This window comes from Yersinia intermedia, assembly GCF_900635455.1.
Taxonomy (GTDB): domain Bacteria; phylum Pseudomonadota; class Gammaproteobacteria; order Enterobacterales; family Enterobacteriaceae; genus Yersinia; species Yersinia intermedia.
Window position 1 is genome coordinate 176403 of record NZ_LR134116.1, and the last position, 24770, is coordinate 201172.

Consider the following 24770-nt stretch of genomic DNA (forward strand, 5'->3'; position numbering starts at 1 on the left):
CACAATACGCTGGCGGCGGTGACAGGCAGTGGCTGTTGACCGTGATAGTTCGCAAGATATTAACTGCTCTGTTGTTCTTAACATTATTTTTCTCATAATTGTTAACGGTGGCAACTGCCTGTTATATGAATAATATCCTGCTCAGTATCCTGACCATCAAAAGTATAAGGTAATTCACACTGCTCACTGCTGCTCTCACCCCAGCGCACATAAAGTAAGCCTTTGTCGTCTTTTACACGCACGTAGATCTGATTCCCTTGACCTACCATCCCGACAATTTCATTTTTGCTGTTATAAACATCGGCACCCAGTGGTAACCCTCCGCCGTCATTGGTTTGGGTTTGAATTAACACTGCATAGCCTTTCAGAGTATCGAATTTGACTTTTACTGCGGCCCCGGCATAAGGAACGACGCGGCCTTGATTCTCTTTCAGTTCAGTATTGCGATTAATACCTTTAGTATCCAAACCAACGGTATTGTAATTATAGGGTGTTAACGCAGGCACCAAGGCAAATCCGTTATTATCAATCCTCGCCCCTTGTGCATTTCGTACTGTTGCCCCTTGAGCACCATCCGCTTCAATTAAACCGAAGGTCTCGCCCAAATAAGGCCCGAGTGTCACACCTTTACTATGAATTACTGCGGCCCCACGAGCACCAACACCATATTGGGTGTAATTACTACCACGGGAATAGCTGCCATTGACGGTCGCATTAGGGAATTGTTTTTGCACATTCGCCCCCCAGTTATTTGAACTACCACTGATATTGCTGTCGTCATAGCCGGCATTCACTGAATAGTTAAAGCTGTTTCGTTCACCAGCGGTACCTGATAATGACGTCTGATAGCTATTACCACTTTTTGGATTACGGCTAGCAGACATCGATAAATATTGATTTTTATTGCCAATATTGAGTGGGATAGACACAGTTAGCGTCGCAATATTTTCAGTATTCCCGTAGCGCGTTGTCGTCTGATTCGTCGTATCGTCATCCCAATTATATTGGGTTGAGGTATAAACAGTGCGCTGACGGCTAATGGCAAGGTTGTAACTGATATCTTGGTAGCTATTTGAGTAGCTTAGCTGTAACTGCGTATCTCGTTGCGTATCATTATAATAATCACTGGTCGACGCTGATGCAGAGAGTTGACCATAATTGCCCAACGTCTGGTTAATTGAGGTCGTAAACTGGCTGCGTTGTTTATAGGTTGTTGAATCCCATGTCCCGCCATTTTTTTGCGTTGAGCGCACACCAAAAACGTCATTTAAATCGCGATATCCTTTGGTTGAATAGCGATATCCGGCCAATGAAAATGTGGTCCCGGTTTGATTAAATGTCTGGCTATAGGTTGCTTGCATCCGCCAGCCATTCTGCGTGTCATCATTTTCAACTTTCGCATGAGAGTAGGTAGTATTGAGGCCAAAAGCCCCAATGGGGGTACCCAATACGCCACCGACAAGGAGTGCCGTATAGTCTTGCGCTAAACGAAGGCCACTGTTCGCTGTCAACTGATTGGTAAGGCCGCGCTCATAGGTGAAGTCAGTGAAATAGTTATCAATATTGGTGAAATCACGAGATTCCCCGACCACTGCATTATAGCGGCTAACACCTGGACGCATGGAGTCTGGTACGGCACTGAATGGCACGGTGAATGTTGAACGGCTACCATTTGCCTCAATAACCTCAACATTGAGGTCACCCTGACTGGTGGTGCTGTATAAATCGTTAATAACAAAGGGGCCGGGTGCAACGGTGGTTTCATAAATTTCGCGCCCATTCTGGCTCACAACCACCCGCGCATTAGTGTTGGCAACACCACGGACTTCAGGAGCAAAACCACGCATTGACTCAGGCCACATGCGCTGGTCAGTTGCCATTTTAATACCACGGAACGACATGGTGCCAAATAACGTACTGTCGGTGAAGGTTTCGCCCAGCGTTAATTGACTATCCAATTGAGGGATAGGGCGCTGGACATAAGTACGAATATTATTCCATTGGGTATCGCTGCCATTATTATTATTGGCATAGCGCACGTTTGATTGTTGGCGTAATTGCCATAACCCGAGATTGAGGCCACTTTTTAGGCCAACAAACCCGTAATCAGAGGTGCTGTTTTGCTGAGACTGCGTCTCGCTGCGATAAAAGTTGGAACTGTAGTTAATGAATGCGAGCTTTTCGCCTTCCTGCCATTCACTTTGCTCGATATAACCTCTGGGCCGGTTTTGCAACAAAGCTTGTGGAATCGACAATTCTAGACGAAGTTTGGCTTGGTCAAAGTTAAAAGAGGCACCTTTTACCCGCTCAGCCAGTGGCTTGCATTGTTCTGTAGACGAAGCAGCCGTATCCGAGGGGGCGGCTTCTGTTTTGAGCGTATTAGGTTCTTTGGTTGCAGTACTGTCTTTGCCAGTAAGAACAACGCCAGCCGCAGTTAAGAATTCATCACTCAGGCAGGGGTAAACCTCTGATGAGTCAGCGTTCTTTACAAATTCAATGGCAGTGCGTTTAAACGGTTTGTTATTAACCAAGACATCGACAGCATCGTAATTCCCGGCGGTGACCGAATTCTCTTTATTGAGTTGATTCAAACCGGAGGCAAAATTTGTCCCTAAGAAGAGAGACTCATCGAACTCGAGGTTTTTTGGTTCTTCCTGAGCCAAAGCCGTATCAACATGTAAGATTAAAGCAATACATAGTGTTAATGCTTTCTTACGTCCAGAGAATTTTTTTTTTCACAGAAGCGCGTGCAAGCCTCATAGATCTTCCTTTACCGGAAAGGCTGCGACTAAATACGATAACTACCGGTATCTTGCCCGCCGAAATCATTCACTATCAGAAAATTAACAATAGCATTAGAAGGTACAGATGAGTTTGGGATAACCCATTCTGCTTGAGACATCGGTGAGATCATCTCGGATTTCATTTTAAGTTTTTTACCCCCGCCAACAACTTCACCGCTGGCAATGGTGGCATAGAACCCAGTTGGATTTTTCCCAGTTACAACAACATCTTTACCCCGTTGACGCACACTAAAAGTCAGTGCACTGGAGACCTGGTCAACGCTACCCGTAATACTTTCAGGGCGATAAAATATTTTAATGCGGTTACGCATCAACACTAACATTTTATTGCTTTTTTCTGCTTTATTGACGGGTGGTACCTGTAAAAAATTAAGATAGAACACAGATTCTTTATTTGTTGGCAGGCCGCTACCGGTATATTTCAGACGCAATGTTTGTCCCGCATTGGCTTCCATGCGAAAGAACGGTGGCGTGACGATAAAGGGTGCTCTGCCTGTTTCCGGTGTTGATTGAGCATCACCACTGTCTAACCAGACCTGGACAGCATTGGGAAAGTTATCTTTATTTGTTAATTGTATGCTGTGCTCTTTTTCGCCCGCCGAATATATAATTCGACTACCTGTCATGATTACACTGGCTTTGGCAGAAGAGATACCCATAAAAATTAATAAAGCGATGACCAGATAACGATAACTGTAGCTATGCATGTTAACCATCATGGGAATATCCTCTGAATAAAACTGGCCGAGTAGTTATCTTTTTGGTTCTTGGCGCTGCTGAATACGCATGGGGTAACTTTATCCGAATCACTCACAGTGAAGATCATCGGGATTAATGAGCCTCATTGAGGCTCACCCTGCGGGCTGGCATAAATGCTATTCAAAAAGGTCTGCGACCGATTTGTCATTTACTTTGCCTGATTACAGCGCCAATTACTTAAAGTATATCCTATTCGGCAAAACAGGTATTACAGGTAAGAAACTGCATATTGTACCGATGCGATTACAGAACCAGCGCCTGCTTGTCCGGTTGCATAGTATTGAACTGCAAAATCATGCTCTGCTGCTGTATCACCAGCCTTTAACACTATGCCATCTTGCGCCACACCACTATTCAGATCGATACCCGAAGTTGTTGTTGCGTCTTTCAGTAATTGCAGCTCAACGTTTCCTGCTGTGCCGGTATTTTTTAAGTTGCCGGAAGCTGTAACTTGGTTAGCGACGAAAACAGTTTTAACATCAATATCAGTAGGGCCAGGTGCACAACCAGATACACCCAGTGTAAAGGTCGTTTTACCTGCTGTTTTCCCTGAAGCATCTAAATCGCTGCTGGATACAGTTGGCAGCAATACCATTGGGTTTGCATCAACGCCATTGACTGTAACAGAGCAGGTTTGTGCCGTGACTTCCCCTTGGAAAGTAATCGTATTATTACTTGCTGCCATTGCAACAGTTGTGGATGCAGAGAATAACGCCATAGCCAAAGTTAACTTGTTCATTTAAAACTCCAATACAATAATTAAATGTGGGTGAGTATTCATTCATATTTAAATCTGAATGAATACTTAACTTAATAAATATGAAGTGGGTTAACGACTATATGTACGAATGTTATTCGGGTATACTTGTCAGCTTCCACGTTCTTTCATTTAAGTAAGTTGGTGGTAATTATTCCGCCACGTCGTTACTTGATGAGGGAGATAATATAGAAAGCTGTCTTGACTTCACATAAGATAAACGAACCAATTTGTGTGGGAATGTTCCTACAAGAGTAGGATACCAATATTTTTTCTATTAACTAATTGTATTTTAAGTGATTTTTCATTTATTTAAAATGTGTTAATGAGATCTTTCTTGTTGTTTTTATTGGAATGGCTGGTTTTTGTTGTTTTTTGGTGTGTGAAAATGATTTTTAAATATAATTACACGTGGTCTTTTGTAAGGTTTAGTAGGGTATTTTTATAGAAAGAAGAGATAAAATCATGAGGGCATATTATATCCATGATGTTTTTATATTATATAACATGGGGATTATGTCTGATGATAACCGCTGGAATGAAAAGAAATTATTGCGCCGCCGTGCAGGTGGCGCATGACTAAATTAGTTACGATATAACACTTTAATGATGTGATATCCAAACTGAGTCTTAACGGGTCCATAAGGCTGTAGCAGCTCGCAGCTAAATACTGCTTTATCGAATGCAGGAACCATGTCCCCTTTATTGAACTCGCCCAGATCGCCGCCGTTACGTTTTGACGGGCAGTTAGAGAACTTTTTCGCTAACTCTTGGAAATTTGCGCCGTTATTCAACTGTGCCAGAATATCGTTTGCCTGCTTTTCATCATCAACCAAAATGTGCAGCGCAGAAGCTTTGTTTGCCATAGTAACAATCACCACTAAGTTATTTAGACTACATAGTTATTTGAACGAAGGTTATCTTCAATAGGTCTTGAAGCGCGCCAGTGTAGCGTATTTTGGCCATGATGGGGCGACTGCTGCGTGCGTTTTACCAATCAAAAACCACAGGTGGTTTTTTTTCGCTGGCCGCTTTCTGCTACAATCCTGTTCCCCCCGTTAACCCACAGAGCTTCCGAGTGCCATGCGATTAAATCCCAGCCAACAACAAGCCGTCGAATTCGTCACTGGACCCTGCCTGGTGTTAGCCGGTGCGGGATCGGGCAAAACCAGAGTTATTACTAACAAGATTGCCCATTTGATCCGCCAGTGTGGTTATCAACCGAAACATATTGCGGCGGTGACCTTTACCAATAAAGCGGCACGTGAAATGAAAGAACGTGTGGCTCAGACGCTGGGGCGAAAAGAAGCACGTGGTTTGATGATCGCTACTTTTCATACTCTGGGATTGGAAATCATCAAAAAAGAGTATGTCGCGCTGGGGATGAAATCCAACTTCTCGCTGTTTGATGCACAGGACCAACTGGGGCTATTGAAAGATCTGACCCACAAGTGGTTGGAAGACGATAAAACGTTACTGCAACAATTGATATCCCAGATCTCTAACTGGAAGAATGATCTGTTAGATCCAGCAGGCGCGGCAGCTCAGGCACGATCTGAACGTGATAAATTGTTTGTGCATTGCTACGGCTTATATGACGCTCATTTGAAAGCCTGCAATGTGTTGGATTTCGACGACCTTATCACCCTGCCGACACTACTGTTGCAAAACAATCTGGACGTGCGCGAACGCTGGCAAAATCGCCTGCGATACCTGCTGGTCGATGAATACCAAGATACTAATACCAGCCAATATCAAATGGTTAAATTATTGGTGGGCAACCGGGCGCGTTTTACCGTGGTCGGTGATGATGACCAATCTATCTATTCATGGCGCGGGGCGCGGCCACAGAATTTAGTCTTATTGAATGAAGACTTCCCGCAGCTACAGGTGATCAAGCTGGAGCAAAATTACCGCTCTTCAGGGCGTATTCTGAAAGCTGCGAATATTCTGATTGCCAATAACCCGCATGTTTTTGAAAAGAGACTCTTTTCTGAGTTGGGCTATGGCGATGAGCTGAAAGTGATCACTGCCAATAACGAAGATCATGAGGCGGAAAGAGTGATCGGTGAGCTTATCGCCCATCACTTTGTCAAAAAGACCCAATACAGCGACTATGCCATTTTATATCGCGGTAACCATCAGTCGCGATTGTTCGAAAAGCTGCTGATGCAAAACCGTATCCCTTATCGTATCTCTGGGGGGGATTCATTTTTCTCGCGGCCAGAGATCAAAGACCTACTGGCGTATTTGCGGGTATTGACCAATCAGGATGATGACAGCGCATTTTTACGTATTGTGAATACACCAAAGCGCGAGATAGGTTCAACGACCGTTCAAAAACTGGGGGAATGGGCCAACTTACGGAATAAAAGCCTGTTTCGTGCCAGTTTTGATTTGGGGTTAAGTGAGCATCTGAAAGGCCGTGGCCTGGAGTCATTGCAGCGTTTCACGCACTGGATGGATAGCATTATTCGGCTGGTCGAACGCGAGCCCGTGGCGGCAGTGCGGGATCTAATCCACGGCATCGATTATGAAAGTTGGTTGTTCGAAACCTCTCCCAGCCCAAAAGCCGCAGAAATGCGGATGAAGAACGTTAATCTTTTATTCAGTTGGATGACTGAAATGCTGGAAGGCTCAGAGCTGAATGAGCCGGTGACGCTGACTCAGGTTGTGACACGTTTTACTCTGCGTGACATGATGGATCGGGGGGAAAGTGATGAAGAAGTGGATCAAGTGCAATTAATGACCTTGCATGCTTCCAAAGGGCTGGAGTTTCCTTATGTGTTTTTGGTTGGCATGGAAGAGGGCTTGCTGCCGCACCAAAGCAGTATCGACGAAGATAATGTAGATGAAGAGCGGCGCTTGGCGTATGTGGGTATCACCCGCGCCCAGCGTGAGTTGTTCTTTACCTTATGCAAAGAGCGGCGGCAGTATGGTGAGCTGATTCGGCCGGAACCCAGTCGCTTTCTGATGGAGTTACCGCAAGACGACTTGAAATGGGAAGATGAGCGCAAAGCCGTTAGCCCAGAAGAGCGGATGCAGAAAGGCCAGAGTCATCTGGCCAATATTCGTGCACAATTAGCGAATGCGAAGAAACAATAGTGTAAGTAAAAAAGAGTCGCGCAAGCGAAAACAGTAACGGGCAGTGTATTGGTCTGCCCGTTTCTGACCCGCTAAGGCGTTACTGGTTTGCCATCGACAGTCACGTTTTTCACGTCGCTGAAGTGCCAAGGGGTATCACCCCGTAACTCAGTAAAGACCACGTTATTAAATTCGCTGTCACGTAAATCACTGATAGCGGTTGGGTTTACCCGTTTTAATTGCACATTGTTGACGTGTACCAAACGGTGCCAGGCTTGGTTTGCCGTGTCGCCTTTGATTTCAATCACGGCGTTTTTGCCGGTCGTATTATCTAATGTCACATTGTTTACTGTGAAATCATAGAATTGAGCCGGTATTTTGGCCGGTGGATAGTCGATATTGGCATTACTGTCGGCATAATCCAGCGTCATCACTACTGCCTGTTTGGCCAAATCGCGCATGGCATTATTACGGAATGTCACGTTGCGGGCACCGCCACCAATGGTGCTGGTGCTCTTGGCTCGCAGGCCAATATCAGTAAGATACATCACGTTATTTTCCGCCAGAATATCCTCAATCCAGGCACCGGTATGGCTACCGGTGACAATGGCACCATGCCCCATACGGAAATAGTTATTAAACAGCCATGCACCTTTCATCGGTTCTTGCTGTTGCGCTTTCTCCCCAGTACCGGCAGCAAAATTGATGCAGTCGTCGCCAGTATCAAAGAAGTTATTAAATACCATTACGTTCTGACTATTACCAAACTCGATACCATCACCGTTGTTCGCATCATAAGTTTGATGAATTAAACCGTTGGCGACCACGTTATGGTTTTCCAGGTTCATGATGCCGTGGAATGCGGGGTTACGTACGGTAAAGCCTGCCAGATAGACGTTTTCTACGCCACGTAATGTCATCAGGCTAGAGCGACGTTGACCATAGGCATTTTTCAAATCCATACCATCAGCAACGGCCTTCTCAACCTGATTCTTAGCCAGAATGCCATCTTCATGCACTTTGCTGTTTTTACTCGCCACATATTGCGGCAATGGATGGCCTAGCTCATCGGTAATTTCAGCCGTTTTTGCTCGCTGCCAGCCATTACCGTCAATCACCCCTGAACCGGTAATACGGATGTTGCGAAAAGTTCCCGGCGCACTTTTATGTGGGTCAATGGCATTGATCAGTGAGGCCGGGCGTTCAATTGTGGAATAAGGATATAAAAGGTAGCCCGCAGGATAATCATCAGGGTTTTCTGAGCCTAATAATGTTGCACCCGCCTGCAGGTTGAGGGTCATATCACTTTTTAACCACAACGCGCCACTTTTGAAGATACCCGCAGGGATTTCAACCCGACAGCCCGGTTTGCAACTATCAATCGCCTGTTGAATAGCCTTGGTATTCAGTGTATTGCCATCATTAACTGCGCCAAAATCGCGTACATTAACGATTTGTGGTTTGGCGCTGGTTTTTGCCGTAACAAGATTGCTGGCAGCAGATAACGAGCCATCAGCATATTGGGCTTTTACCGTGAATTGATAGCGAGTATTGGGTTTCAGACCCTCTACTGTGAAGTTTTGTAGCACAATCTTATGCTGGAAATTATCTTTATCATTAGCATAAAAGTGATCGATATAGGGCTTGGCGGGCGAGAATTTATTATTGTTATCACTGGCTTTGCCCAGCAACTTTCCAGCAGAATAAACTTGATAATCAACAATTTTACCGGTGTTTTCAGGTGCTTTCCATACCAATACAATACTGCTCTCATCATAAGCCAGCGTAGGAACTTGTAGCTGTTGAGGGGCATCGTGGTGGTTTGTTTTAGCGGCAATTGCTGTTGGGGCACTGGCTATCAGACTGGACATTATTACCAACATCGCCAGGCTATGTGGATGTTGAATCTGTGCTCGCATTGTTACCTCTTTCAAAAAAGAAACGTTGTTTTATAAAAATACACACAATGTTTCTTTTTTAAGCTGAGGATGATCACAATCTGATTGTTTTGTAGCGATTTCAGTGTGAAGGGCGGTGGGAGAGGGCGACCAGGGCCACCCAATAACAAAGAATTTAATTAAGTTCTTCTAATGACAGCGGCCATTGGACATAACTCTGCCAATGACTTTCCTGTTCCAGCGCTTCTGCTCGATAAGGGTGCTGTTGTAGCCAGCCATGGGGTAGCAGCACATAAAGAGCCTCGCCCTTGGCCCGTAGCCTGACGGCTGGCAAAGTATCATCCCGCCGGCGGCTGGAGAAGATAATCGCCAGACGCAGTATCCGGCACAGATGCTGTGCCATATCTACCGGCAACGCATTCTGCTGATTCAATAGGGATAAATCGAGAGTATCACTCTGATTTTGCAATAATGCGGACAGTAATAGCTTTTGCGCGGGGGTAAAACCGGGTAAGTCCAGATTGCGGATCAGATAAGCAGCATGTTGGGGAGCGCGTTTAAAATCGACACTTAGGCCAATTTCATGAATCAAACAGGCATTTTGCAATAACTCCCGACATCGGTTATCGAGATGCCACTCTTTTTCTACTTGTAGTAAAAAATTATCGGCCAACTTGCTCACGCGCTTAGCTTGTTCGATATCGAGTAAATAGCGGCGCTGCAAATTTCGTACTGTCCGGCTACGAATATCCAGTTCGACCGGTAAATGGAGCATGCCATAGACCAGCCCTTCGCGCAGCGCACCGCCAGCCAGTGTCATACTGTCAATTGCCAGCTCCTGGAATATCGCAATCAAGATAGACAAACCACTTGGGAAAACCAGTGCCCGTTCGAGCGTGAGACCGGGGATCTCCAGTTCTTCCAACTTGCCGCACTGAATCGCTCTTTGCTTGAGTTGCTGCAATTTGGTCAGCGTGATCAGTTCATCCATGCCCTGAGCAACCATAATTTCTTGTAGAGCCTGAACCGTGCCAGAGGCACCGACGCAGATTTGCCAACCATGGTCACGAAAACGTTTCGCGACCGGTTTGATCATCTCACGTGCTGCCAGTTCAGCCCGTTCAAAATTGTCTTTTGCCAGATTGCGATCGCTAAAATAACGTTCCAGCCAGGTGACACAACCCATTGATAAACTAACCAGAATGTTCGCTTGAGCACCATTGCCGGTGACCAGTTCGGTGCTACCACCGCCGATATCCACCACCAGGCGTTGCTCAGGCCCGCCGGTGGTATGTGCTACACCGTGATAAATCAGACGAGCTTCTTCTTCGCCACTGATAACCTGAATCGGACAACCAAGAATGTCGGTTGCAGTTTGCAGGAACTCTTCAGCATTCGAGGCCAAACGCAGGGTTGCAGTTGCAACCACCCGGATCTGGTCCAAAGGAATGTCCTGCAAACGTTCTGAAAAAAGTTTCAGACATTGCCAGCCGCGTTCCATCGCTTCTTGTGATAAATGGTTTTGGTTATCCAGACCAGCCGCCAGGCGGACTTTCCGCTTGATGCGGGCCAACGTCTGGATACTGCCTGCCACCTCACGTACTACCAACATATGGAAACTGTTGGAGCCAAGATCGATGGCAGCATAAAGTGAGGTGGAACTTAGCATCATTTATCAGCTCGGTCGCTTACGGTTATTCCGTGGTGCACCACTGCGACGTGGGGCAGAGTTACGGCGTGGGCCATTACCGGTACGGGTACGGGCCAGACGTTTTGGCGCCGGCAAATCAGTTAATAACGCATCGCTATTATATTTGCTTACCGGAATGCTATGACCGGTGTAGGTCTCAATAGCCGGTAAGTTTAACGCGTACTCTTCACATGCCAGGCTGATGGAATGACCGCTTTCGCCAGCACGACCGGTACGGCCAATGCGGTGAACATAGTCTTCACAGTCGTCAGGCAGGTCATAGTTGAACACATGGGTTACCAGTGGAATGTGCAGACCACGGGCGGCAACATCGGTAGCAACCAGAATATCCAAATCACCTTTAGTGAAATCTTCCAGAATACGCAGGCGTTTTTTCTGTGCCACATCACCGGTCAGTAAACCAACACGATGACCATCAGCAGCCAAATGGCCCCAGATCTCTTCACAACGATGTTTGGTATTGGCAAAAATAATGCAGCGATCTGGCCACTCTTCTTCAATCAACGTCTGAAGCAGACGCATTTTTTCTTCATTTGAAGGGTAGAACAGCTCTTCCTGAATGCGGTGGCCGGTTTTTTGTAACGGTTCCACTTCAACATATTCGGCGTTATTCATTTGCTCGAATGCCAATTCACGTACCCGGTACGATAGCGTGGCAGAGAACAGCATATTTAAACGCTTATCAACGGAAGGCATACGGCGGAACAGCCAGCGGATATCTTTAATAAAGCCCAGATCGTACATCCGATCTGCTTCATCAAGAACCACAACCTGAATCGCACCGAGGTTAATATAATTTTGTTTCGCGTAGTCGATTAAACGGCCAGTAGTACCGATCAGAATGTCGACGCCACTTTCCAGCACTTTAAGCTGTTTATCGTAGCCGTCACCACCATAAGCCAAGCCTAATTTCAGGCCAGTCATCTGAGAAAGTGACTCTGCATCGGAGTGAATTTGTACTGCTAATTCACGCGTTGGTGCCATAATCAATGCGCGTGGTTGATTAGTCTGGCGACCCTCTTCTGCGGGGTGAGAAAGCAAATAATGGAAAGTAGACGCTAAGAATGCCAGCGTCTTGCCGGTACCTGTTTGCGCCTGACCCGCTACATCACGCCCAGAGAGGGTGAGTGGCAATGCTAACGCCTGGATCGGCGTACAATTATGAAACCCTTTGTTTTCAAGGGCTTCAATAACTAGCGGGTGCAGGGCGAAGTCGGAAAACTTCAGTTCGGTCAAGTGTGTTTTGCTCATAGTGTGGTAGAATATCAGCTAACTATTGCTTTACGAAAGCGTATCCGGTGAAATAAAGTCATCCTATTGTTGGTTAATGCTACACCAACGAGGTAGACACAATCCTTTGGAGTAGAACATGAGCGATAAAATTATTCACCTGAGTGACGACAGCTTCGACACTGACGTGCTAAAAGCCAGCGGCCTGGTTCTGGTCGATTTCTGGGCTGAATGGTGTGGTCCGTGCAAGATGATTGCTCCGATTTTGGATGAAATTGCTGAAGAGTACGAAGGCAGACTGACCATCACTAAATTAAATATTGATGACAATCAGGGCACGGCACCAAAATACGGTATCCGTGGTATCCCTACATTGTTGTTATTCCGTGATGGTGAAGTAGTGGCCACCAAAGTGGGTGCCTTGTCTAAAGGTCAGCTCAAAGCATTCTTGGATGCAAATCTGTAAGTGGTCTTTGCCGTCAATGATGAAAGTCATTGGCGTTACAGCATTTATGCCTGCCCGCAGGCTGAACCTCAAGGATGAGGCTCATTCACCCAATGAGCTGGCGCAGGTCAGTTATTCGGGTCAGAAGAGCCACTAGCATAGCTGCGGCTCCAAGGCTGTAGGGTATGTTTAGCGGCAGTTGTGATTTCTCACACTGACCGCTAGACGCCTGCAAAGAAGCGTGTTAAGTTTACTCCACTGCATATAGAACATTCCTGTGTATCGTGTCCGGGTTTATAGCATCTAGCTTATTCTTTAGTATCTAATTTACTCTTTAGCATCTAATAAATAGTCTGTAGCACCTAAATAGTTTGAATCTAAAGCATTACTCTATGTCGAAACAATGTGTGTTGAGAATGATTATGAACTCAATCAGTTTTTTGACAGTCTAACGGTTTTACAAATCAGTCTAAGGCACCTTCAATCTTTTGACCGTTGTGTCGCGCAAATCTCGCGTAAGTCATTACTTGCGTAGTTTGTTCAAGACCGGTGATTGAATGTCCCATTAAACAGGCACGGATGACGCTGCCATACCATTCACGACCATAGTTCGAGACATACCCCGAGTTTAAGAACCCACCATTATGAATCTTACCGAATTAAAGAACACGCCGGTTTCTGATCTGATAACACTTGGCGAAAATATGGGGCTGGAAAACCTGGCCCGGATGCGTAAACAAGACATTATTTTCTCTATTCTTAAGCAGCACGCGAAAAGTGGAGAAGATATCTTCGGTGACGGTGTATTGGAGATATTGCAGGATGGATTTGGTTTCCTCCGCTCTGCAGACAGCTCCTACCTCGCCGGCCCCGACGACATCTATGTATCCCCAAGCCAAATTCGCCGTTTCAACCTTCGCACTGGTGATACCGTTGCCGGTAAGATTCGTCCGCCGAAAGAAGGTGAGCGTTATTTTGCATTGTTAAAAGTTAACGAAGTTAACTACGACAAACCGGAAAACGCCCGTAACAAAATCCTGTTCGAAAACTTAACCCCATTACATGCCAACTCTCGTCTGCGCATGGAACGTGGTAATGGTTCGACGGAAGATTTAACTGCTCGCGTACTTGATTTGGCCTCGCCAATCGGTCGCGGCCAACGTGGTCTGATTGTGGCACCGCCTAAAGCGGGTAAAACCATGCTGTTGCAGAACATCGCTACCAGCATTGCTTACAATCACCCTGACTGCGTGTTGATGGTATTACTGATTGACGAACGTCCTGAAGAAGTGACTGAGATGCAACGTCTGGTTAAGGGTGAAGTTATCGCTTCTACTTTTGATGAACCCGCATCCCGTCACGTTCAGGTAGCTGAAATGGTTATCGAGAAAGCGAAACGTCTGGTTGAGCATAAAAAAGACGTTATCATCTTGCTGGATTCCATTACTCGCTTGGCCCGCGCATACAACACCGTGGTACCTGCTTCAGGCAAAGTATTGACGGGGGGTGTGGATGCTAACGCCTTACATCGTCCTAAGCGTTTCTTTGGTGCTGCACGTAATGTTGAAGAGGGCGGTAGCCTGACTATCATTGCTACGGCGTTGGTTGATACCGGTTCTAAAATGGATGAAGTTATCTATGAAGAATTTAAAGGTACCGGCAACATGGAACTGCATTTATCGCGCAAAATTGCCGAAAAACGTGTGTTCCCAGCCATTGATTTCAACCGCTCTGGTACACGTAAAGAAGAGTTGCTGACCACCACTGAAGAGCTGCAAAAAATGTGGATATTGCGCCGTATTCTTCATCCAATGGGTGAAATCGATGCGATGGAGTTCCTCATCAGTAAACTGGCAACAGCGAAAACTAACGATCAGTTCTTCGATAACATGAGACGTTCGTAAGTCTAGTAAAATCAGTCAAAACGCCACGCACAGTCGTGGCGTTTTTTGCTTTTGGAATATACGATAGTTGAGTTTGTTAACCATTAAGTTGATAGGCACTCCATAACCTATGCCTATTTTGGTAGCTATTCTCATTACCAACGAGAAAATAGCAAAAAATAGAGTTGGGAATAACAAGCAAGGCTGTCATCATATTCAGAAATAGCTGAAAGCGTGGGGAAGGCATGGCATGCGCCGAGCCACATGCTAAGCTGTCGTATCATTTTGCAGAGAGCGGTTAAACGTGAACTTACTCACTATGAGTACTGAAATCTTTATTATCTTCCTGTTTTCTTTGGCATTTTTATTTGTTGCTCGCAAAGTTGCCAAGAAAATTGGACTCGTTGATAAACCTAATTATCGTAAACGCCATCAAGGGTTGATTCCACTGGTGGGCGGAATATCCGTGTTTGCGGGTATTTGTTTTACTTTTCTGATTACCAACCAGCAGATCCCTCATTTCCGACTTTATCTCGGTTGCGCCGGTTTATTGGTGTTCATTGGTGCTTTAGATGATCGCTTTGATATCAGCGTAAAAATCCGTGCCTTTGTTCAGGCATTGGTGGGTATCGCCATGATGGTTGTCGCGGGGCTGTATTTGCGTAGCCTGGGGCATGCTTTTGGTCCGTGGGAAATGTCATTAGGGCCATTTGGCTATGTCGTCACACTGTTCGCGGTGTGGGCGGCAATAAATGCCTTCAATATGGTGGATGGTATTGATGGTTTACTGGGGGGGCTATCTTGTGTCTCTTTCGGTGCCTTGGGGATCCTGCTTTATCAAAGTGGGCAGATGGCATTGGCCTTATGGTGCTTCGCCATGATAGCCGCTATCTTGCCTTATATTTTGCTAAACCTTGGGTTATTAGGGCGTCGCTATAAAGTCTTTATGGGCGATGCGGGCAGTACGCTGATTGGCTTCACCGCTATTTGGATGTTGCTGCAAACCACACAAGGGAATGCCCACCCGATAAACCCGGTTACTGCATTATGGATTATTGCCATTCCATTGATGGATATGATTGCCATCATGTACCGCCGTTTGCGTAAAGGAATGAGTCCTTTCTCACCAGACCGGCAACATATCCATCACTTGATTATGCGTGCTGGTTTTACCTCTCGGCAGGCTTTTGTCTTAATTACCCTGGCAGCAGCATTGTTAGCGGCGATTGGTGTTATCGGCGAAAGGCTAACATTTGTCCCAGAATGGGTAATGTTGGCATTATTCTTGCTTGCATTTCTGTTGTATGGCTACTGCATTAAACGAGCATGGCGCGTGGCGCGTTTTATCAAACGTATGAAGCGTCGGATGCGTCGTGCATCGCAAAATAAGCATGAATCTTAACCAGAGGCTTTTAGGCAGTGATGAAACCAGAATCTATGTCGACTGATAAAACAGGATCTACCAATAATGAGCCTACTGTGGATAACGAATTAGATATCCGCAGCCTGTTCCGTACTCTTTGGCGCGGTAAGCTGTGGATTATCGGTATGGCAATTCTTTTGGCCGCAATCGCGTTGGGTGTTTCCTATCTGGTGAAACAACAATGGAGTGCGGCAGCCATTACTGACCGGCCAACCGTCAATAATTTGGGTGGTTATTATTCTCAGCAGCAGTTTTTACGGAATCTGGATACTCGTATCAATAGTGGTGTTGCCAGTGAACAACCGGGGATCGCTGACGAAGCTTATGGTGAATTCATTACCCAGCTCGCGGCTTACGATACCCGTCGTGATTTTTGGCTGCAAAGTGATTACTACAAACAGCGCCTGGAAGGTGATGCCAAGGCTGATGCCGCATTACTGGATGAGCTGGTAAATAATATTGTTTTCACTCCACGTGATGACAAAAAAATGCTGAATGACAGCATCAAATTGACCGCAGAAACGGCCAGTGATGCCAATAAATTGCTCCGTGGCTATATTGATTTTGCCAGTCAACGTGCTGCCAGCCATTTGAACGATGAGATTCAAGGGGCATGGGCTGCTCGTACTCAATCGATGAAAGCACAAGTTAAACGCCAGGAAGCGGTCGCTCAAGCGGTGTTCGATCGTGAGGTGACTGCGGTTAAACAAGCATTAAAAGTTGCCGGTCAGCAAGGGATTAACCGTAATCAAACGGATACGCCGGCTGAGCAGTTACCGGATTCTAAGATGTTTATGTTGGGTAAACCGATGCTTGAAGCCCGTTTGGAAACATTACAGGCTACTGGACCAAGTTTTGATATTGATTATGATCAGAACCGCGCCATGCTGGCAACATTGAACGTCGGTCCAACGTTGGATAAAACGTTCCAGACATACCGCTACTTACGTACACCAGAAGATCCAGTTACCCGTGATAGTCCGCGCCGTGTTTTCCTGCTGATTATGTGGGGTGCGATTGGCGCACTGGTTGGGGCTGGCGTAGTGTTAGTTCGTCGCACCAGTATACAAGCGTAATTCATTGGCGTAGCCGTCAGGCAACACGGCCGATACAGCGGCGCCAGGTAAAAAGAGTATAAATTGTTAATGGGCGCATTGTGCGCCCAACTTGCAGGCGTTGTCTGCGGCTAACTGACCTTAAAGAGATTCACTGTGAAAGTGTTGACTGTTTTTGGCACCCGGCCTGAAGCCATTAAAATGGCTCCTCTGGTGCATGCTTTGGCTAAGGATGAGGCCTTTGAGTCAAGAGTTTGCGTGACGGCCCAACATCGCGAGATGTTGGATCAAGTGTTGCGCTTATTTGAGATTCAACCGGACTATGATTTGAATATCATGAAACCGGGACAGGGATTGACGGAAATAACTTGCCGTATTTTGGAAGGGTTAAAACCTGTTCTAGCGGAATTTAAGCCAGACGTTATTCTGGTTCATGGCGATACAACCACAACGCTATCAACCAGCCTTGCTGCGTTCTATCACCGCATTCCTGTCGGCCACGTCGAGGCGGGGTTGCGCACAGGGAATCTCTATTCGCCGTGGCCGGAAGAGGCCAACCGTCAACTGACGGGGCATCTTGCTATGTACCATTTCGCGCCGACTGAGAATTCTCGCCAAAACCTACTCCGTGAAATGGTGCCGGAAAATCGAATTTTTGTTACCGGTAATACGGTGATCGATGCACTGTTCTGGGTGCGGGATCGGGTGATGAATAACCCAGAGTTACGCTCCAGCCTGGCGCAACGCTACCCGTTCCTCGATACCAGTAAGAAGATGATTTTGGTCACGGGCCACCGTCGTGAGAGCTTTGGTGGTGGTTTTGAGCGGATTTGCAGCGCATTAGCTGAAATTGCCCTCAAGCACCCCGAGGTGCAGGTGGTTTATCCGGTGCATCTCAACCCTAATGTCAGTGAGCCGGTCAATCGTATCTTGAAGGGTATTGATAATATCATTCTGATTGACCCGCAAGATTACTTACCTTTCGTTTATCTGATGAACCACGCTTATCTGATCCTGACCGATTCAGGCGGTATTCAGGAAGAAGCGCCTTCATTAGGTAAGCCGGTACTGGTGATGCGCGATACCACCGAACGCCCGGAAGCAGTCGATTCCGGTACGGTTCTGCTGGTTGGCACTAATATTAATAAAATTGTCGATGCTGTGACCCGTTTGCTCACTGATGAGGCTGCCTATCATCAAATGACGCGGGCGCATAATCCTTACGGTGACGGGCATGCCTGTCAACGCATCCTTGAAGCTTTAAAGAATCATCAGGTGACGCTATGAGTTTTGAAACTATTTCTGTTATCGGTCTTGGGTACATTGGTTTGCCAACTGCTGCTGCTTTCGCGTCGCGCAAGAAGAAAGTGATTGGTGTTGATGTGAACGCCCATGCTGTTGAAACCATTAATCGCGGTGCTATCCATATTGTGGAACCGGATTTAGACAAAGTGGTGAAGATTGCCGTTGAAGGGGGTTACCTGCATGCGGTGACCAAACCGCTGGCAGCCGATGCGTTTCTTATTGCCGTACCGACACCGTTTAAAGGCGATCACGAGCCGGATATGGTTTATGTTGAATCAGCCGCCAAATCTATCGCCCCAGTATTGAAAAAAGGTGATCTGGTCATTCTGGAATCCACCTCTCCAGTCGGTGCGACGGAACAAATGGCCCAATGGCTGGCTGAAGAGCGCCCCGATCTGAGCTTCCCACAGCAAGCCGGTGAAGATGCTGATATCAACATCGCTTACTGCCCTGAACGTGTCTTACCTGGTCAGGTCATGGTCGAACTGATTCAGAATGACCGCGTTATCGGTGGCATGACGCCGAAATGCTCTGCCCGCGCCAGCGAGTTATATAAAATTTTCCTGGAAGGCGAATGTGTGGTGACTAACTCCCGCACCGCTGAGATGTGTAAGCTGACTGAAAACAGCTTCCGTGACGTTAACATTGCTTTTGCCAATGAGTTGTCACTGATTTGTGATGAGCAGGGCATCAATGTGTGGGAACTGATTCGCCTGGCGAACCGTCATCCACGCGTGAATATTTTGCAGCCAGGTCCAGGTGTGGGCGGTCATTGTATCGCGGTTGATCCGTGGTTTATCGTTTCACAGAATCCACAATTGGCACGCTTGATCCACACGGCACGTTTGGTGAATGACGGCAAACCATTGTGGGTGGTAGATCGAGTTAAAGCCGCCGTTGCTGATTGTTTGGCTGCTACCAATAAGCGCGCCTCTGAAGTGAAAATTGCCTGCTTTGGCTTGGCATTTAAACCCAATATTGATGACCTGCGTGAAAGCCCGGCGGTCGAGATTGCTCATTTGATCGCGGAATGGCATGCCGGTGAAACATTGGTAGTTGAACCTAATGTTGAGCAACTGCCAAAATCATTGGCAGGGCACGTGACGTTGAAAGATACCGCCACTGCCTTGCAGCAAGCGGATGTGCTGGTGATGTTGGTTGATCACCGCCAGTTCAAAGCGATTAAACCTGAAGATGTGAAGCAATCGTGGATTGTTGACACCAAAGGAGTATGGCGTTGAGACGTATTCTAGTCACAGGCGGGGCCGGTTTTATCGGCTCTGCGGTGGTAAGACATATTATCGATGGCACTTCAGACAGCGTAGTGGTGGTGGATAAGCTCACCTATGCCGGTAATCTGGAGTCACTGGCTGTTGTCGCCCACAGCGAACGTTATGCGTTTGAGCAGGTGGATATCTGTGATCGCGCTGAACTGGATCGGGTTTTTGCGCACTATCAGCCGGATATGGTGATGCATCTGGCGGCAGAAAGTCATGTGGATCGCTCTATTGATGGGCCAGCGGCTTTTATCGAAACTAACGTGGTGGGCACATACACCCTGTTAGAGGCGGCGCGTCATTACTGGCAGCAACTGAGTGCTGAGGCGAAGCAGGCGTTTCGCTTCCACCATATCTCGACCGATGAGGTATATGGCGATCTGCACGGTACTGATGATCTGTTTACCGAAACCACACCTTATGCGCCAAGCAGCCCCTATTCAGCGTCTAAGGCGTCCAGTGACCATTTAGTTCGTGCCTGGTTGCGGACTTATGGTTTACCAACGCTGGTAACTAATTGCTCAAATAACTATGGGCCATATCATTTCCCTGAGAAGTTGATACCGCTGGTTATTCTGAATGCGCTGGCGGGTAAACCGTTACCGGTGTATGGCAATGGCGCACAGGTACGCGACTGGTTGTATGTCGAAGACCACGCGCGGGCCTTGTATCAGGTGGTTACCGAAGGTGCCGTGGGTGAGACATACAATATTGGCGGCCATAATGAGCGCAAAAATATTGAAGTGGTTGAAACCCTTTGTACACTTTTGGATGAACTTGTCCCAGCCAAACCGGCCGGCATTGAGCATTACCGTGACCTGATCACCTATGTCAAAGACCGTCCAGGGCACGATATGCGCTATGCCATTGATGCTGGCAAGATTGAGCGTGAATTAGGCTGGCGGCCACAGGAAACCTTCGAAAGTGGCATCCGCAAAACCCTGTTGTGGTATTTGAATAATGAATCGTGGTGGCGTCGAGTTCAGGATGGTTCTTACGCCGGTGAGCGTTTGGGTTTAAGCGACTGACGATAGGTTCGTAGTCTATTAATCGCTGGGATGACGTCATCCAGTAGTTTGCATGATGTCTTTCCTGTGTCTAACGTCTGCCTGATGGTTTCAGGAGATGGTATGTTTCAGGAGATCGTATGAAAGGCATAATTCTGGCTGGTGGTTCCGGTACCCGTTTGCACCCCATCACCCGTGGCGTCTCTAAGCAACTGCTTCCCGTCTATGATAAACCGATGATTTACTATCCGCTGTCAGTGCTGATGCTGGCAGGGATCCGTGACATTCTGATTATTTCTACTCCAGAAGATTTGCCGTCATTTCAGCGCTTACTGGGCAATGGCGATGAGTTTGGTATTCATCTGAGTTATGCCGCACAACCGAGTCCAGACGGGTTGGCACAGGCATTTATTATCGGTGAGGAATTTATTGGCGATGAACCTTGCTGCCTGGTTCTCGGTGATAATATCTTCTTTGGTCAAAGCTTTAGCCCGAAACTGAAAGCGGTTACGGCACGTCAGCACGGTGCGACAGTCTTTGGTTATCAGGTGATGGATCCAGAGCGTTTTGGTGTGGTGGAGTTTGACGACAATTTCCGCGCGCTGTCTATCGAAGAGAAGCCAAGTCAGCCTAAATCCAATTGGGCAGTGACTGGGCTTTATTTCTACGATAATCAAGTGGTTGAATTTGCCAAGCAGGTTAAGCCTTCCTCCCGTGGTGAGCTGGAAATCACCAGTATCAACCAGATGTATATGGAGCGTGGTGAGTTAACCGTTGAGCTATTAGGCCGTGGTTTTGCCTGGTTAGACACCGGTACGCATGACAGCCTGATTGAAGCCAGTACCTTTGTACAAACCGTTGAAAAACGCCAAGGTTTCAAAATTGCCTGTCTGGAAGAGATCGCCTGGCGCAATGGTTGGCTAGACGACGACGGCGTCAGGCGTGCAGCGGCTGCGCTGGCCAAAACCGGTTACGGCAAATATTTATTGGATCTGTTACATGCCCGTCCACGCCAGTATTGAGCCTTTGGCCTGGGAAAGTGAATTTTTCCAGCGCCACAGTGCAAAACTGATTTTCTCCGACTCAGCCCCGCAGCTTAATCCGGCTGAGTTGGGCGCTTTTACACTAACCCAAGCTAAAGTACCTACCCATCGCCTTGATCTCATCGATTCTCTTGGTCAACTCGATTTTCATCTGGTTGAAGGAGAAGTTGATCTCTCGTTAGCCATTGATGTGAACAAGGTGATTGGCACGGAAAATGCTTCATCTGAGGCCGATGTCACTGCATCCAAGTTCCAGGTTGCAACGGCGGCGGATATCCCGCAATTGCGCAGTGTTGCCGCCAATGCTTTTGCATTAAGTCGTTTCCGTGCGCCGTGGTATGACCCGCAGGACAGCGGGCGATTTTATGCATTGTGGGCAGAAAAAGCCGTCTTGGGTACGTTCGACCATCAATGTTTATTGGTGACAGATACGTTGGGCCAGCCCGCAGGGTTCGTGACGCTACGAGACTTGCAAGATGGCAGTGCACGTATTGGTTTGTTGGCGGTATTCCCAGAGGCACAGGGTAAAGGCGTTGGTTCATCGTTAATGTCGGCGGCAAAGCAGTGGTGCCAGAGTCATGGGTTACAGCGGTTACGGGTGGCCACACAGATGAGCAATATTGCTGCTTTACGTCTTTATATTCGTAGTGGTGCTGTTATTGAGAGCACCGCGTATTGGTTATGCAGGGGATGAGATGATTCCATTTAACGCTCCACCAGTAGTAGGCACCGAACTCGGTTATATGCAGGCCGCGATGGCTAGCGGTAAATTATGCGGTGATGGTGGGTTTACCCGTCGCTGCCAGCAGTGGATGGAGCAGCGTTTCGGGTGCCCGAAAGTATTACTGACGCCTTCATGCACCGCCTCACTGGAAATGGCTGCGTTGTTGCTGGATATCAAACCCGGCGACGAAGTGATCATGCCGAGCTTTACCTTTGTTTCTACCGCGAATGCTTTCGTGCTGCGTGGGGCAAAAATGGTGTTTGTTGATATCCGCCCGGATACCATGAACATCGATGAAACCAAGATTGAAGCCGCGATTACCGATAAAACCAAAGTTATTGTGCCAGTCCATTATGCGGGTGTTGCCTGCGAGATGGATACCATTATGGCGTTGGCGAAAAAGCATAATTTGTTTGTGGTAGAAGATGCCGCTCAGGGTGTGATGTCCACTTACAAAGGTAAAGCATTGGGGACTATTGGTCATATTGGCTGCTTTAGTTTCCATGAAACCAAGAATTACACGGCTGGCGGTGAAGGTGGCGCAACGCTCATTAATGACCCGTTACTGATAGATCGCGCTGAAATCATTCGCGAAAAAGGTACCAACCGTAGCCAGTTTTTCCGTGGACAGGTCGATAAATATACCTGGCGAGATATCGGCTCCAGCTATCTGATGTCTGACTTACAGGCTGCTTATCTGTGGGGCCAGTTGGAAGCCGCAGAACAGATTAACGAACGCCGTTTGGCGCTGTGGCACACCTATTATAATGCCTTCAAACCGCTGGCTGATGCCGGGCGCATTGATTTGCCGGTGATCCCTGGTGATGTGGTGCAAAATGCGCATATGTTTTATATCAAACTGCGCGATATTGACGATCGTTCTAATTTTATCAGCTACTTAAAAGAAGCTGAGATCATGGCCGTATTCCATTACATTCCGTTGCATGGTTGCCCGGCAGGTGAGGCATTTGGCCGTATGGCGGGTGAAGACCGCTTTACCACCAAAGAGAGTGAGCGTCTGGTTCGCTTGCCCATCTTCTTTAACTTGACTGATGTGAATCAGAAAACGGTCATTAATACTATTCTGAGTTTCTTCGCCTGATATGTCTCTGGCAAAAGCATCGATTTGGACTGCTGGCTCTACGCTGATTAAAATCGGCGTAGGGTTGTTAGTGGTTAAGCTGCTGGCGGTGACCTTTGGTCCCAGCGGCGTTGGGCAGGCGGGTAACTTTCGCCAGCTAATTACGGTATTAGGCGTGCTCTCCGGCGCGGGTATCTTTAACGGTATTACCAAGTATGTTGCTGAATATCATCAGCAACCTGAGCGTTTACGTGCAGTGCTGGGCACCTCTTCGACGATCGTTTTGGGGTTCTCCACTCTGCTGGCATTAATTTTCCTGCTGGCAGCCAAACCCGTCAGTTTTGCGTTATTCGGTCATGGGGATTACCAGAATGTGGTGCGCGCAGTGGCGCTTATCCAGATGGGTATTGCCTACGCCAACCTGTTTCTGGCGATCCTCAAAGGCTATCGCGACGCCATGGGCAATGCGCTGGCGGTGATAGGTGGCAGCCTGATTGGTGTCGTGGCGTATTATATTTGCTTTCGTATTGGCGGCTACTCCGGCGCATTAGTGGGGTTGGCATTAGTCCCTGCGCTGGTGGTGATACCTGCGGCTGCTATGCTGATTCGCCGCAAGACTATTCCCCTAAGTTATCTTAAACTTAGCTGGGATAAGGCGTTAGCCAGCCATTTAGGTAAGTTTACCATCATGGCACTGATTACCTCAGTGACCTTGCCAGTAGCCTATGTGATGATGCGTAACTTGCTGGCAGACCATTATGGTTGGGATGCCGTTGGGATCTGGCAAGGGGTAAGCAGTATTTCAGATGCTTATCTACAATTTATTACGGCCTCATTTACGGTTTACCTGTTACCTACACTCTCAAGGCTCAAAGCGAAAGCGGATATCTCTCGTGAAATCCTGCGCTCACTGAAGTTTGTCTTACCGGCAGTGGCAACCGCCAGTTTGATGGTATGGTTGTTGCGTGATTTTGCTATCTGGCTGCTGTTCTCGCATCAATTTACCGCGATGCGTGACCTGTTTGCCTGGCAGTTGGTAGGCGATGTGTTGAAAGTCGGGTCGTATGTGTTTGGCTATCTGGTGATTGCCAAAGCCTCTTTGCGCTTTTACATTCTCACAGAAGTGAGCCAGTTCTTACTGTTGACCGGGTTTGCCCATTGGTTAATTCCAATGAATGGTTCTTTAGGCGCAGCACAGGCCTATATGGCAACTTATATCGTCTATTTTGCGCTCTGTAGCTGCGTATTCATTATGTATCGTAGACATTCATCACCGTAGACACT

At 47.2% G+C, this 24770-nt stretch carries 19 protein-coding genes; 12 read left to right on the forward strand and 7 right to left on the reverse strand.

Translation table 11 applies throughout. From position 1 onward, the window contains the following. Positions 1-101: 101 nt before the first annotated feature. The 4 genes from EL015_RS00845 to ppiC form a co-directional block, all read right to left on the reverse strand. The gene (locus EL015_RS00845) at positions 102-2693 is read right to left on the reverse strand and encodes a fimbria/pilus outer membrane usher protein (RefSeq protein WP_080547923.1); all 2592 of its coding nucleotides are present in this window, start codon (positions 2691-2693) and stop codon (positions 102-104) included. A gap of 95 nt (positions 2694-2788) precedes the next feature. Beyond that, positions 2789-3520, reverse strand: a complete 732-nt coding sequence (locus EL015_RS00850; protein WP_032907432.1) for a fimbrial biogenesis chaperone — start codon at positions 3518-3520, stop codon at positions 2789-2791. 251 nt (positions 3521-3771) lie between these two features. After that, complete coding sequence (locus tag EL015_RS00855) at positions 3772-4302, reverse strand: fimbrial protein (protein ID WP_005190260.1); 531 nt, start codon at positions 4300-4302, stop codon at positions 3772-3774. 602 nt (positions 4303-4904) lie between these two features. Then, positions 4905-5186 (reverse strand): peptidylprolyl isomerase PpiC, encoded by a 282-nt coding sequence (gene ppiC / locus EL015_RS00860; protein WP_004704164.1) that lies wholly within the window; start codon positions 5184-5186, stop codon positions 4905-4907. 217 nt (positions 5187-5403) lie between these two features. On the opposite strand from ppiC, the gene rep reads away from it, so the two are divergent. Continuing rightward, a complete protein-coding gene (rep, locus tag EL015_RS00865; protein ID WP_005190258.1) occupies positions 5404-7425 on the forward strand; it encodes a DNA helicase Rep in 2022 nt (673 codons plus the stop codon). Positions 7426-7496: 71 nt separating this feature from the next. Here rep and EL015_RS00870 read toward each other — a convergent pair whose 3' ends face one another. The 3 genes from EL015_RS00870 to rhlB form a co-directional block, all read right to left on the reverse strand. Beyond that, on the reverse strand, positions 7497-9323 hold the full coding sequence (locus EL015_RS00870; protein WP_005190257.1) for a glycosyl hydrolase family 28 protein: 1827 nt from the start codon (positions 9321-9323) through the stop codon (positions 7497-7499). Positions 9324-9477: 154 nt separating this feature from the next. Further along, positions 9478-10971, reverse strand: coding sequence for an exopolyphosphatase (gene ppx, locus EL015_RS00875; RefSeq protein ID WP_032907429.1), 1494 nt, complete (start codon positions 10969-10971; stop codon positions 9478-9480). A gap of 6 nt (positions 10972-10977) precedes the next feature. Continuing rightward, positions 10978-12264, reverse strand: a complete 1287-nt coding sequence (gene rhlB, locus EL015_RS00880; RefSeq protein WP_005190253.1) for an ATP-dependent RNA helicase RhlB — start codon at positions 12262-12264, stop codon at positions 10978-10980. Positions 12265-12382: 118 nt separating this feature from the next. Here rhlB and trxA point away from each other — a divergent pair, with 118 nt between their 5' ends. The 11 genes from trxA (at position 12383) to wzxE (ending at position 24765) form a co-directional block, all read left to right on the forward strand. Then, positions 12383-12709 (forward strand): thioredoxin TrxA, encoded by a 327-nt coding sequence (gene trxA, locus EL015_RS00885; RefSeq protein WP_004714235.1) that lies wholly within the window; start codon positions 12383-12385, stop codon positions 12707-12709. Positions 12710-13332: 623 nt separating this feature from the next. Next, a complete protein-coding gene (gene rho, locus EL015_RS00890) occupies positions 13333-14592 on the forward strand; it encodes a transcription termination factor Rho (protein WP_004704159.1) in 1260 nt (419 codons plus the stop codon). 283 nt (positions 14593-14875) lie between these two features. Further along, positions 14876-15973: a UDP-N-acetylglucosamine--undecaprenyl-phosphate N-acetylglucosaminephosphotransferase gene (wecA, locus tag EL015_RS00895; RefSeq protein ID WP_005190245.1), complete on the forward strand. Its 1098-nt coding sequence runs from the start codon at positions 14876-14878 to the stop codon at positions 15971-15973. A gap of 20 nt (positions 15974-15993) precedes the next feature. Further along, positions 15994-17070, forward strand: a complete 1077-nt coding sequence (gene wzzE, locus EL015_RS00900; protein WP_005190242.1) for an ECA polysaccharide chain length modulation protein — start codon at positions 15994-15996, stop codon at positions 17068-17070. Positions 17071-17205: 135 nt separating this feature from the next. Beyond that, positions 17206-18336, forward strand: coding sequence for a non-hydrolyzing UDP-N-acetylglucosamine 2-epimerase (gene wecB, locus EL015_RS00905; protein WP_005190240.1), 1131 nt, complete (start codon positions 17206-17208; stop codon positions 18334-18336). After that, complete coding sequence (wecC, locus tag EL015_RS00910) at positions 18333-19595, forward strand: UDP-N-acetyl-D-mannosamine dehydrogenase (RefSeq protein WP_032907410.1); 1263 nt, start codon at positions 18333-18335, stop codon at positions 19593-19595. The genes wecB and wecC overlap by 4 nt, the downstream gene beginning before the upstream one ends. Then, positions 19586-20659, forward strand: a complete 1074-nt coding sequence (gene rffG / locus EL015_RS00915; RefSeq protein ID WP_179204113.1) for a dTDP-glucose 4,6-dehydratase — start codon at positions 19586-19588, stop codon at positions 20657-20659. Before wecC ends, rffG begins: the two co-directional genes overlap by 10 nt. A gap of 119 nt (positions 20660-20778) precedes the next feature. Then, positions 20779-21660 (forward strand): glucose-1-phosphate thymidylyltransferase RfbA, encoded by an 882-nt coding sequence (gene rfbA / locus EL015_RS00920; protein WP_005190233.1) that lies wholly within the window; start codon positions 20779-20781, stop codon positions 21658-21660. Then, on the forward strand, positions 21638-22375 hold the full coding sequence (gene rffC, locus EL015_RS00925) for a dTDP-4-amino-4,6-dideoxy-D-galactose acyltransferase (RefSeq protein WP_032907409.1): 738 nt from the start codon (positions 21638-21640) through the stop codon (positions 22373-22375). The genes rfbA and rffC overlap by 23 nt, the downstream gene beginning before the upstream one ends. Position 22376: 1 nt before the next feature. Next, positions 22377-23507, forward strand: a complete 1131-nt coding sequence (gene rffA, locus EL015_RS00930) for a dTDP-4-amino-4,6-dideoxygalactose transaminase (RefSeq protein WP_032907406.1) — start codon at positions 22377-22379, stop codon at positions 23505-23507. Between the two features lies 1 nt (position 23508). Beyond that, on the forward strand, positions 23509-24765 hold the full coding sequence (wzxE, locus tag EL015_RS00935) for a lipid III flippase WzxE (RefSeq protein WP_005190223.1): 1257 nt from the start codon (positions 23509-23511) through the stop codon (positions 24763-24765). Positions 24766-24770 lie beyond the last annotated feature (5 nt).

Excerpts from the sequence above, each read along its gene's own strand:
- EL015_RS00850 (WP_032907432.1), bottom strand. The coding sequence starts at position 3,520 with ATGGTTAACATGCATAGCTACAGTTATCGTTATCTGGTCATCGCTTTA.
- EL015_RS00855 (WP_005190260.1), bottom strand. The coding sequence starts at position 4,302 with ATGAACAAGTTAACTTTGGCTATGGCGTTATTCTCTGCATCCACAACT.
- ppiC (WP_004704164.1), bottom strand. The coding sequence starts at position 5,186 with ATGGCAAACAAAGCTTCTGCGCTGCACATTTTGGTTGATGATGAAAAG.
- rep (WP_005190258.1), top strand. The coding sequence starts at position 5,404 with ATGCGATTAAATCCCAGCCAACAACAAGCCGTCGAATTCGTCACTGGA.
- EL015_RS00870 (WP_005190257.1), bottom strand. The coding sequence starts at position 9,323 with ATGCGAGCACAGATTCAACATCCACATAGCCTGGCGATGTTGGTAATA.
- ppx (WP_032907429.1), bottom strand. The coding sequence starts at position 10,971 with ATGCTAAGTTCCACCTCACTTTATGCTGCCATCGATCTTGGCTCCAAC.
- rhlB (WP_005190253.1), bottom strand. The coding sequence starts at position 12,264 with ATGAGCAAAACACACTTGACCGAACTGAAGTTTTCCGACTTCGCCCTG.
- trxA (WP_004714235.1), top strand. The coding sequence starts at position 12,383 with ATGAGCGATAAAATTATTCACCTGAGTGACGACAGCTTCGACACTGAC.
- rho (WP_004704159.1), top strand. The coding sequence starts at position 13,333 with ATGAATCTTACCGAATTAAAGAACACGCCGGTTTCTGATCTGATAACA.
- wzzE (WP_005190242.1), top strand. The coding sequence starts at position 15,994 with ATGAAACCAGAATCTATGTCGACTGATAAAACAGGATCTACCAATAAT.
- wecC (WP_032907410.1), top strand. The coding sequence starts at position 18,333 with ATGAGTTTTGAAACTATTTCTGTTATCGGTCTTGGGTACATTGGTTTG.
- rffG (WP_179204113.1), top strand. The coding sequence starts at position 19,586 with ATGGCGTTGAGACGTATTCTAGTCACAGGCGGGGCCGGTTTTATCGGC.
- rfbA (WP_005190233.1), top strand. The coding sequence starts at position 20,779 with ATGAAAGGCATAATTCTGGCTGGTGGTTCCGGTACCCGTTTGCACCCC.
- rffC (WP_032907409.1), top strand. The coding sequence starts at position 21,638 with ATGCCCGTCCACGCCAGTATTGAGCCTTTGGCCTGGGAAAGTGAATTT.
- rffA (WP_032907406.1), top strand. The coding sequence starts at position 22,377 with ATGATTCCATTTAACGCTCCACCAGTAGTAGGCACCGAACTCGGTTAT.
- wzxE (WP_005190223.1), top strand. The coding sequence starts at position 23,509 with ATGTCTCTGGCAAAAGCATCGATTTGGACTGCTGGCTCTACGCTGATT.